The organism is Sphingobacterium sp. JUb56 (assembly GCF_014191365.1).
Lineage (GTDB): Bacteria > Bacteroidota > Bacteroidia > Sphingobacteriales > Sphingobacteriaceae > Sphingobacterium > Sphingobacterium anhuiense.
Window position 1 is genome coordinate 274,391 of sequence record NZ_JACHWL010000001.1, and the last position, 15,373, is coordinate 289,763.

The 15,373-nt window shown below is 38.1% G+C and carries 9 protein-coding genes; 7 read left to right on the plus strand and 2 right to left on the minus strand.

Annotated features, from left to right (window positions below):
• The first annotated feature begins 152 nt into the window (after nt 1–152).
• The 6 genes from FHR29_RS01060 to FHR29_RS01085 all read left to right on the plus strand — a co-directional run bounded on the left by FHR29_RS01060 (nt 153) and on the right by FHR29_RS01085 (nt 12,245).
• Nucleotides 153–3,479 (plus strand): SusC/RagA family TonB-linked outer membrane protein, encoded by a 3,327-nt coding sequence (locus tag FHR29_RS01060; RefSeq protein WP_183911864.1) that lies wholly within the window; start codon nt 153–155, stop codon nt 3,477–3,479.
• Nucleotides 3,480–3,634: 155 nt separating this feature from the next.
• Complete coding sequence (locus FHR29_RS01065; RefSeq protein ID WP_183911865.1) at nt 3,635–5,521, plus strand: RagB/SusD family nutrient uptake outer membrane protein; 1,887 nt, start codon at nt 3,635–3,637, stop codon at nt 5,519–5,521.
• A gap of 85 nt (nt 5,522–5,606) precedes the next feature.
• The gene (locus FHR29_RS01070; RefSeq protein ID WP_183911866.1) at nt 5,607–6,098 is read left to right on the plus strand and encodes a DUF5018-related domain-containing protein; all 492 of its coding nucleotides are present in this window, start codon (nt 5,607–5,609) and stop codon (nt 6,096–6,098) included.
• A gap of 131 nt (nt 6,099–6,229) precedes the next feature.
• Nucleotides 6,230–7,630: a Gfo/Idh/MocA family protein gene (locus FHR29_RS01075; RefSeq protein ID WP_183911867.1), complete on the plus strand. Its 1,401-nt coding sequence runs from the start codon at nt 6,230–6,232 to the stop codon at nt 7,628–7,630.
• Nucleotides 7,631–7,649: 19 nt separating this feature from the next.
• A complete protein-coding gene (locus FHR29_RS01080) occupies nt 7,650–10,316 on the plus strand; it encodes a beta-galactosidase (protein WP_183911868.1) in 2,667 nt (888 codons plus the stop codon).
• A gap of 99 nt (nt 10,317–10,415) precedes the next feature.
• A complete protein-coding gene (locus FHR29_RS01085; RefSeq protein WP_183911869.1) occupies nt 10,416–12,245 on the plus strand; it encodes a right-handed parallel beta-helix repeat-containing protein in 1,830 nt (609 codons plus the stop codon).
• 191 nt (nt 12,246–12,436) lie between these two features.
• Here the strand turns inward: FHR29_RS01085 and FHR29_RS01090 are convergent, their stop codons facing one another.
• The gene (locus tag FHR29_RS01090; RefSeq protein WP_183911870.1) at nt 12,437–12,928 is read right to left on the minus strand and encodes a hypothetical protein; all 492 of its coding nucleotides are present in this window, start codon (nt 12,926–12,928) and stop codon (nt 12,437–12,439) included.
• Nucleotides 12,929–12,996: 68 nt separating this feature from the next.
• Nucleotides 12,997–13,983, minus strand: coding sequence for a PliI family lysozyme inhibitor of I-type lysozyme (locus FHR29_RS01095; protein WP_183911871.1), 987 nt, complete (start codon nt 13,981–13,983; stop codon nt 12,997–12,999).
• 309 nt (nt 13,984–14,292) lie between these two features.
• On the opposite strand from FHR29_RS01095, the gene FHR29_RS01100 reads away from it, so the two are divergent.
• Nucleotides 14,293–15,342, plus strand: coding sequence for an alpha-L-fucosidase (locus tag FHR29_RS01100; protein WP_221197773.1), 1,050 nt, complete (start codon nt 14,293–14,295; stop codon nt 15,340–15,342).
• Nucleotides 15,343–15,373 lie beyond the last annotated feature (31 nt).

Below are 15,373 nucleotides of genomic sequence, written 5' to 3' on the forward strand. Positions count from 1 at the left end.
ATACTGTCGGATAATAATTAGGGTAATACAAAATTTTCTAACTAACCTAACACCACAAAAGTATGAATTTAAAAATTCAATACAAGTATTTGTATTGCTTATTGCGAGGTATGTTTAATCTTACAATAAGGAAACGTAAGCATTTGATAATAATGAAACTAACAGTTGTCATTTCACTTCTATGTTCATTCTCCGTTTATGCAAAAGGATATTCCCAAAGTATCAATCTACATCTTAAGAATGCAGATATGAAAACTGTCCTCAAGGAAATCAAAAAGCAGGCAGGATATGATATTTTCTATAATGTTGAACTTATAGAGTCGTTATCGAAGAAAGATGTATATCTAAAAGACGTTAATGTTAAACAGGCTTTAGAATCTCTGACAGAGGACTATGGTTTAGATTTTAACATTGAAGATCGTATGATTATTATCTTTCCAAGGAAAGAAACTGTAGCTATTCAGACAGTTGTCAAGGGAAAAGTGGTCAGTGTAGATGGCGAAATTTTGCAAGGCGTTTCGATTATTGAAAAGGGTACGACTAATGGTACCACTACCGATCAAGATGGGAACTTTTCATTAAGAATGATAAAGTCGGGCGGAATATTGATTGTGAAAACACTTGGTTTTGTTGCACAGGAGATTGTTTCTTCAGATAGTTTTTTGACTGTAACAATGGTTCATGATGTATCCCAGTTGGATGAAGTTGTGGTACAGGCTTACGGTACAACAACGAAAAGAAAAACAACAAGTTCGATTGCTACCTTGGATATGTCCAATGTATCATCTCTTCCTGTCCAGTCTATCAATGATGGAATAGCAGGTCGACTTCCAGGAGTTATTGTAACAGCAAGTAGCGGCGCTCCGGGAGCTAAAAGTAGCATCTCAATCCGAGGCGGTTTGACTCCATTGTATGTTATCGATGATGTCATCCGTTCGTCGAACGATTTCTCAAATCTCAATCCCAACGATATCGAAGATCTTTCTATTCTAAAAGATGCAGCAGCGACTGCTCTTTATGGTGTTTCAGCCGCAAATGGGGTAGTCGTCGTGCGTACTAAAAAAGGGAAAGAAGGAAAAATGAGTGTCAGTTATTCCTACAATCATATTTTCTCACAGCCCACTTTATTTCCAAAACGCGTCAGCTCTTATGAACGCGCTTCTACGATCAACAGATTATACTTGGATGAAACTGGAAATCGATTTATTTCAGAGGAAGATCTGGAAAAATACCGTACAGGATCCGATCCGCTAAATTTTCCCAATACCGATTGGCAAAAATTGACCATGAAAGATTTTGCAGCTGAGAAACGACATGATCTTTCAGTGACCTCGGGTACCAAATTATTGAAATATTATGCAGGTGTTTCTTATTACGATCAGGGATCTATCTTAAAAACAGATAAAAACTACAACAAACGCATCACCTATCGTTTGAATACCACCAGTACATTTGAAAAGCTAAATTTAACCGCAACGACGGGTTTTGATGGGTATATTGAAAATAATTCAGTTCCGGCACAGGGAAATGTAGGATTTGATGATCCCAGTGGAGCTTACTCCACCATTTACTCGCACATTCAAAATACGCCGACAAATGCTTTGGCTATGAATGAATTTGGACTTCCTTCTACGCATCCGGATAATCCGTTTCGCGAACTTGATCCAAAATCGGGCTATAATAAGGGGAAATCGAAAATTATTAATGTCAATCTTGGATTGGAATATGCCGCTCACTTTTTAGACGGACTGAAATTCAAGTTTAACGGTACGTATAATACGTATTACAATACCCGTAAAATGTGGAGTTATCTCGCTCCGGGTTATCTGATCGGGAGTAAGGTCCCCGTCAATGCTAATGCCCCAAGTTTGACAGTTGGTCAGGGAGAAGGCGGTATGTTAACGCTACAGGGGTATGTCTTATATAAGAAACAATTTGGAGACCATGAAATAGATTTCACGGGCGTTTATGAACAACAGCAAAGTGATAATTCCAATGTACGCGGAAGCCGTGTAAATTATCAGATTATTTATGATCAGATGGTTGCTGGACCAGCAACAGATCAGAGTGTGAGTGCCAGTGAAGGTGAAGAATCTCGTGCCGCTTTTTTAGGTCGTTTAATGTATGGTTTTAAATCCCGTTACTCGGTGGAATTATCCTTTCGTCGGGATGGAGATTACCTTTTTCCTCCCAAAAGCCAATGGGGTAGTTTCTATGCCGTTTCTGGAAACTATATCCTATCCGATGAGCCCTTTATGCAATCGCTCAAAGATAACCATATCATTGATTTCTTGAAATTGAGAGGTTCATTTGGTGTTTTAGGAGATAAAAAAGATTTTTCAAGTGGAAACAATATCAGCGCTTTCCAATACGTATCAGCCTACTCTATTAATCCTACTGCTTGGGTTATCAACGGTAATCTGGTTCAGGGCACTTCTGAGCCAGCAAATTTACCAAATTCAACTTATTCGTGGCAGAAGATCAATAGCCGCAATATTGCTTTAGAATTTGGAACACTGAACAATAAGTTGAATGGTTCTTTTGATTTTTATTATACACAGCGGACTGGCTTTGTTGTTGGAGACCCTCGTTTTTCTCAAACATTGGGGATTGGTTTACCACGAATTAATTTTGAAGATGCGGAGTACCGTACCGAAGGGTATGATTTCAATATCAATTGGAATGATAAGATCCAGGGTTTTAGCTACAAAGTAGGATTTAATTTTACCTATTCCAATTCTTTATGGGCCCGAACACCGGATGAAAGTGAAGCCAATTTGAAAAATCCTTATACACGTAGATCCGGTATCCCGGGAAGTTTTTATGGTACAGGGTACCAAAATCTTGGATTTTATACCAATAATAGTGATCTGTTGCTGGGTGCACATATTGCAGGAGCAGGTTTTGCTGCGGGTGATCTTCAGTACAACGATGCCAATGGCGACGGTCAGATCAATAGCGACGATTATAGACGGATAGGAAGCAGTACATTTCCACGCACAAATTATGGTGTTACGGTAGATTTAGGTTATAAAGGATTTTCTTTAAGTACTGTTATTCAGGGAGCAGGTAGCCGGGATCGAAATCTTGGTCCAGTACTGCAGGGAGATATTGCTATCGTCAGCCGGTTTCCTTATGCTTTCCAAGCCGATTACTGGCGCCCGGATAATTCCGATCCACTATTGCCAAGAGCTGTTACCGCTCCAAGTGTCAATAGTAGAAACAATCTGCAGACCAGTGATTTTTATCTCTTACAGTCGAGATATTTACGATTGAAGTATATCCAACTTGGATATGACTTTAAGCAAAGTATCTTGAAAAATATACCTTTTCAACAATTAAAGATGTTTTTATCAGGAACCAATCTGCTCACATTTTCGAACAGTAAAAAATTCTTTATTGATCCTGAATCTGACACCAGTAATTATCAGTATCCGATACAACGAACAATTGCCATTGGTATAAATGCAACTTTTTAACCGTTAATAAATTATTTGTAAAAACAGCATGAGCATACACTTACAAACAGCAATGAATATGCTCATGCTAGCTTCATTACCGTTAAAACTGAGTGAAACGAGCTCAATAATATAATAAAGAGCTACCACTCATTATTAAAACAAATTATATTCTCATGAAAAATAAATATATACATGTATTCGCTTTGAGCAGTTTGGTCTTGATGGCTTCCTGTAAAGATGTACTGGATGTCGAGCCCTATGACCGGATTAGTGAGGAAATTATTTGGAGCTCAAAAGCCAATGCCGAGACCTTTATCTTTGGATCTTACGGTATTATGGAGCGCTATAATAGTGGGCCTGGACAAGATGTTTATACCTCAAATACACTCGCCAATGATGGAACAGCAAGCGGAGCATTTCAGGTCTTCCGTGAAATTATAAGTAATACGTATAATGCCGGTTTTGACAATTGGGCGCAGGTACGTCGTTGTAATATGATCATCCAAAAAGTTGCTGAATCTACAGGTATCGCTGATACAGATAAAAAAGCCCTGATTGCTGAAGGTAAGTTTTTAAGAGCGATGAGTTATTACGATGTTGCACGTAAAATTGGACGAATCGTATGGATAGACAAAGTCTTAACGGAGAAGGATGAACTCCTATTACCGACCACAGCTTCACCGACCGAGTCTTATAACTATATCATTAAAGATCTCGAGGAGGCGATCCAAGATCTTCCGACGAGCAAAATAGCGGGTAGAGCAAATAAATATACAGCAGCCGCATTTTTGACAGAAGTATGTTTACAGGCATTGGCCTATAAAAATTATCCCAATGCCGTCACTGTAAGTGCCAATGATCCATTGCTTGAAAAAGTGATCAAGAATGCAAATCTTGTGATTAATGAGGGGGGGTATGCATTAGAAACCGATTATGAGAGTATGTTCAATCAAAACAAAAGTACATCTCCAGAGATTATCTTTGCAGTTTACAAAAAGGCCATTAATACGATTATTCAAAGTACACCGATGCAGCTGAGCATGCCTAATATTTCTATTGATAAAATTAAGAAATTTGAAGGTTCACCCTTATTTAATAAACCTGTACCGTTTGAGTGTTGGCCGGAGCATTTTCCAGCACAGAATCTAGCTGATGCCTACCTTACCATCGATAAAGTAGATCCTACTAAGGCTTTGCCTTGGAATGAGACCTCTCAATATAAAGCTGCTGTAAATGAAGGAGTCAGTGTGATGATTCCGCACAGCCGTAAAGATTTTCCATTTGATAAAGTGCCAAAAGCACCAGATGAAAATGTCCTAGTGCAAGGGAAAATAAAAGCAAGTAGCAGTGAAACCATGTGGACATTAAACAATGAAAATAGAGATGCACGCTGGCAGGTCTCTATTTTAAGTGATTCCAGTGCATTTTATGGACAAACTATGACCATGACTATGCGAGGTAATTCCGGCCGTTGGATTAGCATTAATGGAGGAGACTGGGGTGCTACTTCCAGCAATATGTATTGGCGTAAAGGGATGTACACCAACGTATCTCCTTCATTCTTGAATACCGTAACTACGGATTATCATTATGTATCGATGCGTTTAGGAAGGGTAATACTAAATCTTGCAGAAGCTTATTTATTGAAAAATGACGTTGTAAATGCGACTCTGAATTTTAATAAAACCAGAGTTATACATGGTCAGTTGCCAGCTTCAACTGCAGGAAACATAAAAGATGCGTGGAAAGATTATAAAATTGAAAGAAGGGTAGATCTTGTTGGTGAAAATGATTATTACTACAGTCTTCTGAGATGGGGGCGTTTCGGCGCTAATGCAAATAACGGTAACCCCTCAGGAGGTACCATTCAAGAGTTGACAGAGCCAATTCGAGTGATGGATATTTCAAAAGACCGTAAATCCTTTGCAATTGTAACTGGACCTTTTAACAATGCTTATAATCAGCGAATATTTAAACCCGAGCGTCGGTACCTGTTTCCAATACCGCAATCTTTTATTGATAATAATCCAAATTTTGCACCTCAAAATCCAAACTGGTAGTATTCATGCTAGTGCGGATATCTTATGAGAATAGGAAGTACATAAGATTAACGAGCGCATTATAAATAACTAAAAATACACTTTTATGAAAAATAACAAGACCTATATAACACCGATCCTAATCGTGTTATTGTGTATATTTTTATCGTCATGCCTGAAGAAAGATCTTCCGGAATATCCGTTGTTTGATGGTAATTCCATCAGTGTGGTAAATGCAGAGCATCGTTTTAAAAGTAGGATAAAGAAAATAAATGGAGAACCAATTATCATTATGAAGGGACTTAATGTCTCCAGTCAGATCGATGATGCAACTTCTACAATAAATTTGACCGTCACCGTACCTGCTGCTGAAACGGGAGACAATGCTGACTTTAATGCCGAAGAAAAGGCATTAGTGAAACAAAGTGCACTTTGGTTTTATTATACCATTTCCACAGCTGCAACGATGACAGCATTGGAAGGTACAGATAAACCAGGGGATCCTTCCGATGCGACTAAGCCACTCAAGTATCGTGTCACCGCAGCTAATGGTGCAACAAGAGATTGGACAGTCAATGTCGTAACTTTTAATAAATAGGAAGACAGTAATAAGGCTATACTGATGGTTATTTTTAACAGTCAGTATAGCCTTAAAAAATAGCATGTTATTAACGCAGATTTGGAGTTACATAACTTCACTATTAGTATGAATATTTTTAGACTAGTATTATGAATTCAAAAAGAAGAGATTTTTTAAAAATAGCGGGCTTATCCAGTTTAAGTTTAATAAGCAATGGGGGCATTGCTAATACTTCAATATTATTAGATGAGACATCTACCTGTAGCGTAAATAATGCTAAACAAAAGTTTAACATGTCTGGATATGCTGCACCGAAGTTAGATAAAGTACGTATCGGCTTTATTGGAGTGGGAAATAGAGGAGCTTCTGCTGTTTATCGTATTAATCATATTGCAGGTGTTGAGATTAAAGCAATTAGCGATATTCGTCGTGATGTCGCAGAACGGACGTCTAAACAAGTCAGTGGTGAAGCTCCTACAATTTATGCAGATAAAGAAGACGAATGGAAAAAACTTTGCGACCGACCCGATATTGATCTCATATATATCTGTACACCATGGCATCTACACACCCCGATGGCTGTATATGCTATGAAAGCGGGTAAACATGTTGCTGTCGAAGTACCAATTGCAACGACTGTGGAAGAATGCTGGCAACTGGTTGAAACTTCAGAAGCAACAAAGAAGCATTGTATGATGCTTGAAAACTGCTGTTATGATTTTTTTGAGTTGATGACACTTAATATGGCTAGACAAGGAGTTTTTGGAGAGATACTACATGGAGAGGGAGCATATATCCATGATTTATTGGATAGTAATTTTGATAAGAATTCTTACTACGACATGTGGCGTTTAAAAGAAAATCTCCGAAATGGAAATCTATACCCAACACATGGACTTGGACCAGTTAGTCAGATTATGGATATCAATCGCGGTGATCAATTTGATTATTTGACTTCTATGTCTTCCAATGATTTCAGTATGGCTGCAAAGGCAAAGGAACTTGCAAATAAAGATTCCTTTTATCAGCAGTTTAACGGTAAGAGTTTTCGTGGCAATATGAATACAACAACCATCCGGACACATAAAGGTCGAACCATTATGTTGCAGCATGATGTCTCGAGTCCAAGACCCTATTCAAGAATTCACGTGGTAAGCGGAACGAAGGGTTTCGCACAGAAATGGCCAGAGCCAGGAAAGATTGCCTTTGGACACGATTGGGTTTCAGAAGCAGAAATGAAAAAATTGGAACAACAATATACACCAGAGATTGTACTGAAAGTAGGAGAAATGGCCAAGAAAGTTGGTGGTCATGGCGGCATGGACTTTTTGATGGATTGGCGTTTAATTGATTGTCTCCGCAATGGTCTAGCCTTGGATCAGGACGTATACGATGCGGCTCTATGGAGTGTCATTGCACCTTTGAGTGAACAGTCCGTTAAAAATAGATCTAATAGTGTCGATATTCCCGATTTCACCAGAGGAGCTTGGAAAAATAATGCAAAAGTAGAGCTGACCTTGAAGGGTGGTGGAAATACTTTGATGAAATAATACCTTTTAAATGAAAAATATGAAGTATTTGTATGTTGCTGTAGCTTCAATGTTCCTTTGTCATAGTGCAAAGGCTCAATATGAAATGGATTTAAAGAAAATTAATGTTGCCCCTTTAAATTATTTAAATAAAGAACCTGTCGGACCTAAAGGTCAAGAGATAAGAGTGAACAACATCTATATGGAGCAAGGAGGGAAGCCAACATTACCCGTAATGGGGGAGTTCCATTATGTCCGTATGGATCACCGTTATTGGCGCAATGCCTTATTGAAAATGAAAGCTTCTGGAGTAAATATAGTTTCCACCTATGTGATGTGGAGCTTACATGAAGAAATAGAAGGTCAAGAAAATTGGTCCGGAAATCATGATCTGAGAAAATTTATTCTGCTATGTGCGGAACTTGGTATGACCGTACATCTTAGGATGGGCCCTTATTGTAATGCAGAAATCCAGCATGGCGCTTTACCCGATTGGATTGTTAACAACAAAGTCTTGGTTACCAGAAGCAATGATCCCCTTTATTTAAATTATTCGCGTAAGTGGTATCAAAGTGTTTATAAACAGGTCAAAGGACTATTTTATAAAAATGGAGGCCCTATTATGGCAGTACAGTTAGAAAATGAGTTTGTGAAAAAAGGACTGGTAGTCTCACATCTGATGAATTTAAAAAAATTAGCTGTGGATATTGGGTTTGATGTACCGTTGTATACAATGACGCACTGGATGGACAGTGAATATCCTAAAGGAGAGATTGTTCCTTATGCGGGTTTTTATATAGAAACACCTTGGGTAACCAATAATGGGAAAATGACACCGGCTACAAATTTTGAGTATTTTACCTATAATCGGTTATCGGATAATATAGGTACGGATATTATAAAAGTAGAAGGTGGAGTAGAGTCTTTTGATGGTTCTAAGAGTGATTCGCCCTTTTTTACCTGTGAAATTGGAGTTGGAGCTCCATCATTTTATTACAGAAGAGCTATTGTTCCTGAAGGTATGGCTGGTGAAAATATTAATCTACGATTAGGTACGGGTGTAAACCTGATGGGTTATTATATGTATGTCGGCGGGACGAACCCGAGAGGGGAAAAGAATACGTATGGAAATGGTCCTTATTTTGGCTATGACTATCAGGCTCCCATCCGCGAGTTTGGAACATTGGGGGTCGTCATGAAAGAAACCAAGAAGCTCAATTACTTTATGAATGAATTTGGTTCGAAGCTAGCCCCTATGTTAGCCTATCTCCCAGTAAGTAATAAAAATAAAGAAAACTTGCAATGGGCAGTCAGATCTGACGGACAGTCCGGTTACCTGTTTGTTTCTAATTATTTGTACCGATACGACAGACCGGAATTCGATCAAGTACAATTTAAGTTAAAACTTAAAAATGAAGAGTTGACTTTTCCGCGCAAACCGATTTCGATTGTTAACAAATCTTATTTCCTATGGCCATTTAATCTGGATATGAACGGCGTGACTTTAAAGTATGGTACCGCACAGCCAATTACGACTCATCATGAAGATAAAGTGACGAGTTATTTCTTCTTTGAAGATGATGCAATTGCAACCGAATACCTGATTGATAAGGCTGGCATTAAAACTGTCACTGCCAAAGGAGCGAAGATAACGAAAGAGAAAAACGGGTACTTTGTTTCCAATGTGATTGCAGGAAAGGAATCAATGGTAACAATAACCAAAAACGATGCACAACAGATCAGATTGGTGACATTGACCCAAGAAGAGTCAGATTACATCTGGAAAGGACAGCAACATCAAAAAGATTTTGTAGCCATTACATCATCATCATTGGTCGTCGATGGAAATAAAATTAATATTACAGCAGAGAGTCCTGTACAGCAGGCTGCGCTTTATAAGGTAAGAGATGGTAAAGGATTTACCGATGCAACTTACCAGAGTCAAAAAGAAAATACACCACAAGCATCCTACTTGGCATTAAGGCCTATGCACTATGCTTCATGGGTACATCCGAAGATTGGAAAAACAATAGGAAAGGTATTTGATGCAACTTCATTATCAGCTATTGCAGAAGCAACGATCAGGTTTAGTTCGGATAAAAAAGTAAAGCTCTTCTGGAACGACAAAGAAATTCCGTCCCAATCATTAGGTGATTATTTTAAGGCAGTTGTAACTGGCAATGTTGTTTCAGGAAAAAATAAGATTCTTTTTGAATCCGTAGATAGTGACCCTACAGTTGTTGCTGAAGTGGAAATATTATATAAAAATGGAGTTCGTACCATTTGGAATACAGACGATACATGGTTAAATGCAGATCAAAAACCAAGTGAGAAGGTATCCAATAAAACAAAACCGGTAGAGTATGCCGCGGAAGAAAGGTATGGTGTTTTTGAATTAAGTGTAGCTGATTTAGCTCGTATTAAAGATGAATTACGTCTTGAAGTAAGCTTCTATGGAGATGTGGCAACAGCTTACATTGGTTCGGAGCCGTTTACTGATTGTTATAATGATGGTGCTCCATGGATATTAGGACTTACCAGATATAAAGAGCAACTTAATAGCAATGTCTTGACCTTACGTATTAAAGGTTTTGGCCCTTCAACAGAAGATATTTTTTTAGAAGACAACGTAGATAGTATTAAAGGACAGCATCCAGCGATACAGAAATTGAAAGTTGCTAAAGACTATCAATATACACTAGATTAGAAGATCGGTATAAATAATAAGTGATAGGTAGGTGAGAGTTCCACATGTTCTATTGAATATGTGGGCTCTTTTTTTAAATTTTAACATTTAATGATGTATATGAATAAAATATTGGGCCAGGCGATTCTTTTTTTGATGGTATGCTTTGTAACGGTTGGTCATGGAGCACTTGCGCAGACAATTCAAGCAAATGAGCATGGAATACAGCCCAATACATTTGTAGATGTATCTGCTGCGATGCAACAGGTGTTAAAGCAGTGTAAAGATAAAAAAGCGAAGAAACTTGTCTTACAATCGGGACGTTATGATTTTTGGCCAGAGAAAGCTGCGCAAAGAAAACTATACATTACCAATAGTTCTTCAGAAACAGAATGGCCAGATAAAACCAAACATATCGGAATGTTAATAGAAGATATGCATGATCTGGTGGTAGAAGGAAATGGCGCTGAATTTGTATTTCATGGTAAGATGACCACATTTTCGATTATCAGGAGCAGTAATATTCGTTTGCAGGATCTGACTATTACCTTTGAACGACCTACGATGTCCGAAATGACTATACAAGAAGTAGGTGCAGGATATCTGGTCGCTCAAGTAAATCCCACATCGACCTACACGCTCAAGAATGATAAGTTATTTTGGTATGGGGAGAGTTGGACACCCGGAGACCATTTACACACGATGATGGTAGATACGGCACAGGGGATAAGTCTTTATAGTAAATATGAACCATTAGCCAAGGCCAGAGTAAAAGAAATAGCATCCAATATCTTGCGTTTTGAGGGGGAACTAAAGGCTGATTATAAAGTTGGGAGTATATTAAGTATGCGTAATACTGTTCGGGACGAAGTTGGGGGATTTATCTATAGGTCTAAAAACATCAAACTCTTTAATCTCACCATGAACTATATGCATGGCATTGGTATTACCTCTCAGTTTTCCGAAAATCTGGATTATGAACAAGTAAAAGTCGTGCCCGTTAAAGGAAGGTCTATTGCTGCTTTTGCTGACGGGATGCAGTTTTCGGGTTGCAAAGGGAAGATCAAAGTTTCCAACTGTCATTTTAAAGGCCTGCATGATGATCCGATCAATGTTCACGGAACGTATCTACAGATCGCTGAAATTTTATCTCCGAAAGAATTAATAGTCGAATTTAAACATCATCAATCTTACGGCTTTGATGCTTTTACACTTCATGATACGATTAGTATTGTGAGTAGAGAGGCTATACAACCATTGGGAGAGTTAACGGTTACAGGTATTGAAACATTATCTTTAACTAAAATTCGATTGAAATTGAATGGTAGTATACCTACAAATACAAAAATTGGTGATGCCGTTGAAAACTTAACATGGACGCCCGAAGTCGATATTCGTAACAGTCGATTTGAACGGACTAATGCAAGGGGGATATTGGTAACAACTCCACGTAAGGTACATATTGAAGGTAATATATTTTACCGGACAGGGATGCACGGTATTTTGATCGCAGGAGATGTGAACAGCTGGTTTGAGTCAGGGGCTGTTAGCGATGTGACCATTAAAAATAATTCATTTGTTGAATGTGGCTACAATCTACCTGGATTTAATTATGCAATCGCCATCCTTCCTGAAAACAAAGCGCAGCTAAAAGGACATTATGTTCACCGTAATATAAACATTCTTGACAATGACTTTAAGGTTTTTTCTCCTTATGTGTTACGGGCAAAAAGTGTTGATGGTCTTCAATTTGAAAGAAATCGGATAGCAGTTAGTACTTCTAATTTTCCTTTAGCTGTAGATTCAAACCAGACTGTTCCAGCTATCGTATTGGATAACTGCCAGCATGTGGTGATCAAAAATAATACAGCGACAGCAGGAGATGATCTGTCACTAGGTATTCATAATATGAGTAAAAGTGATGTTAAGACAGATCTTAAAATACGTTAATAAGAATAGGATCCAGTTTGTAAAATATTTAGACAATGGTGATTGAATGTAAATGTGTGGGTTGTTTATTTTGTAGAAACAATATTAAGGCAACTATTGTATTTTATGAACTGTATACCGAAGGATAACGACTATAAAAAGTAAAGCGGGCTGAAATAATTCCAGCCCGCTCTCTTTTTATAGTCGTTATCTTACTTAAGACTATCAACCTGTGTCGCATCTAATGCTCCAGCAATCCTTTTATAAGTGCCTGCTAGCGATCCGCCACCCGAGCAGTAATAATTTAAAACTCCATCATCTTCAGATTTTTCTGGTGCTATCGTTAAAGAAGTACCATCGAAAGTAAATAATACATTCTTTCCTTGAAGTGAGGCCTGATAAACTCCCTCTTTAATTTTGGTTGCATTTTTATCAAGTGTACAAGTCGGTTTTTTCTTGTCAGCACGAGATCTCACCTGTATCGTGATACTGCTGTCCTGTTCGCTTTTAATCGTGACACCAACCCAGTCAAATCCCTCTCTTCTTTTATCATATTCAGCAGTTACATAATTACCGTCTATGGTTAATGCAGGAGCCGTTTCAGTCGCTGCTGCCGGCGCTTGGGTTTTGGAAGTTGGTTGATTACAGCTGCTGAGTGTCAAAAGGAAAAATCCGGACACAATCATGCTTTTTAGAATATACATTTGAAGTGATTTTATAGTTGCTTTAGTATAGCAAAAGGCCGACCAAACTACGTCTAAATGAAAAAAAATTAAAATTCGCTAACCTTCTTGACTACCAATTTTCGGGAAGCCTCTCCATCTTTTAGTTCATACTCGATTTGACGTGTTTTACCTGTTGGTTTTGCGTTTGTATCACCATCTTTATATATCGGGAAACGCTGTGCCAGAGATGTTTCTACCATAGCGAACTCATCATGCCCTTGATAACCTTGATTTATCTTAGCGTTTTCAGATACTGAGGGAAAGAATATTGGACTCATCGATTTACCGTTATTAACGGAATAGCCAATTACATTTCCATAACTTCCACTGCCATGAGATTGCGTATAAATAAGTAATTCTGGATATCCATCGCTATTCATATCTTCTATTTCTGCATTTAAAACTGTCTCTCCAGTGATATCATGAGTTACGATTTGGTTGTCAACACTAAGACCGGCAGGAGTAATACTTAATTGTTCTTTTCCAGCTTTCTTGATACTTTCAATATAGAAGGTGATACCTTGAAGACTTAAAGTTTTTTGATAGGAGGTTTTATCTATTTGCGTTGGATCCAGTGCTTCAGCATTTTTCTTGTATGTTCCAGCTAAAGATCCTCCACCTGAACAGTAGAAATTTAATACTGCTGCTTCAGCAGGATTTTCTGGTGTAATCGTCAAACTAGTTGCATCAAATGCAAATAATACTGCTTTCCCTTCTAAAGTTGCTCTGTATGTATTATCTTTTGTTTTCGTTGCTTTCGCATCAAGTGTACAAGTTGGTTTTTTCTTGTCAGCACGAGATCTTACCTGTATCGTGATACTGCTATCCTGCTCGCTTTTAATAGTAACACCAACCCAGTCAAATCCCTCCGCTCTTTTATCATATTCGGCAGTAACATAATTGCCATCAATGGTTAATGTTGGTGCCGTTTCGGACGGTGCTGCCGGGGCTTGGGTTTTGGAAGTTGGTTGATTACAGCTGTTAAGTGTCAAAAGGAAAAATCCGGACACAATCATGCTTTTTAGAATATACATTTGATGTGATTTTATAGTTACTTTAATATAGCAAAAGGCCGACCAAACTGATGTATAAATGAAGAAACATAGAAATATCATGATTTTAAAATTCCCTGTAGCCTGTATTATTGAAGATCGGATAATATAGCATTATATCGGGTTAATATAGTTTCATTTAGTTGTTTTCTATCCGACTAACTTTATCCTGATTATCAATGATTGCCTGAGATAAAAAAATGATTGATGGTATCTGCCATAATGTTACAAATTTTCTTACGCTCAAGTAGAAATTATAAACGATTTAAAATTTAGCATTCAAAATAAATTATGATCAATAAGAAAAACATCCTCGTTATGATGCTTTTAGCGATAGGTTCCTATACCTTTGGGCAATCAAAGGTACATGTGCCGGCATCATCTGCACAGCCTAGCAAATATCAGCTGGAGCAAATCAAGCGTAAATATGGCATGTTCGTGCATTTTGGTATCAATACTTTTCATAATGAGGAATGGACAGATGGATCAAAACCAGCCTCCTCTTACAGTCCGACCACAATCGACGCGAAGCAGTGGGTAGCTACAGCCAAAAATTCGGGAATGAAATATATTATCCTAGTTGCCAAACATCATGATGGTTTCTGTCTTTGGGATAGTAAATATACGGAGTATGATGTTGCCAATTCTGGTAATAAAACAAATGTTGTAGCAGCTATAGCTAAAGAGTGTGAGGAACAAGGTATCCGTTTAGGACTTTATTATTCACTATGGGACCGGAAAGAAAATGGAGATGTAAAGAATGTTAAAGCAGACTTTGCCTACAATAAATATATGCTGAACCAAATCAATGAACTACTGGAGCTGGCGCAGAAACATACTAAAGTAGTCGAGTTGTGGTTAGATGGAGGTTGGGAAAAAGAAAATTACCGTTGGCCTATTCAGCAACTTTATTCAAATGTAAAAGAGCGTGCGCCGCAATGTCAAGTAGGAGTTAATTGGACCATCGGTTCTCCAAAAAATGTTGACCAGCATCCTGTACTTCCAAATGACCAGCAGGAGTACTTCCCGATCCGTTATTTTCCGAGTGATTTCCGCTTAGGGGATTCCTATCTTCCTAAAGATCCAGATCCAAAATTATTTGTTAACCAAGGGCAGGTTTATTATATGCCGTTCGAAACAACAGTAGTTTTGGGAAAAAGATGGTTTTACCATACGGATGATAATACGCCTCGTCCTGTTGCAGAACTAGCCGATCTATATCATAAAGCAACTGCCCAGGATAATATTTTGATTCTAAACGTAGGTCCAAATCGTGAAGGTCGTGTCAAAGATACTGACGTTGATGTACTGCAAAAACTAAAAGTAAATCTAGGGTTGTAATAACATATTTTATCTAACCAAAGGAATTGAC

Bases quoted from the DNA above. Each gene is read 5' to 3' on its own strand.
- FHR29_RS01060 (WP_183911864.1), top strand. From the start codon at position 153: ATGAAACTAACAGTTGTCATTTCACTTCTATGTTCATTCTCCGTTTAT.
- FHR29_RS01065 (WP_183911865.1), top strand. From the start codon at position 3,635: ATGAAAAATAAATATATACATGTATTCGCTTTGAGCAGTTTGGTCTTG.
- FHR29_RS01070 (WP_183911866.1), top strand. From the start codon at position 5,607: ATGAAAAATAACAAGACCTATATAACACCGATCCTAATCGTGTTATTG.
- FHR29_RS01075 (WP_183911867.1), top strand. From the start codon at position 6,230: ATGAATTCAAAAAGAAGAGATTTTTTAAAAATAGCGGGCTTATCCAGT.
- FHR29_RS01080 (WP_183911868.1), top strand. From the start codon at position 7,650: ATGAAGTATTTGTATGTTGCTGTAGCTTCAATGTTCCTTTGTCATAGT.
- FHR29_RS01085 (WP_183911869.1), top strand. From the start codon at position 10,416: ATGAATAAAATATTGGGCCAGGCGATTCTTTTTTTGATGGTATGCTTT.
- FHR29_RS01090 (WP_183911870.1), bottom strand. From the start codon at position 12,928: ATGTATATTCTAAAAAGCATGATTGTGTCCGGATTTTTCCTTTTGACA.
- FHR29_RS01095 (WP_183911871.1), bottom strand. From the start codon at position 13,983: ATGTATATTCTAAAAAGCATGATTGTGTCCGGATTTTTCCTTTTGACA.
- FHR29_RS01100 (WP_221197773.1), top strand. From the start codon at position 14,293: ATGATCAATAAGAAAAACATCCTCGTTATGATGCTTTTAGCGATAGGT.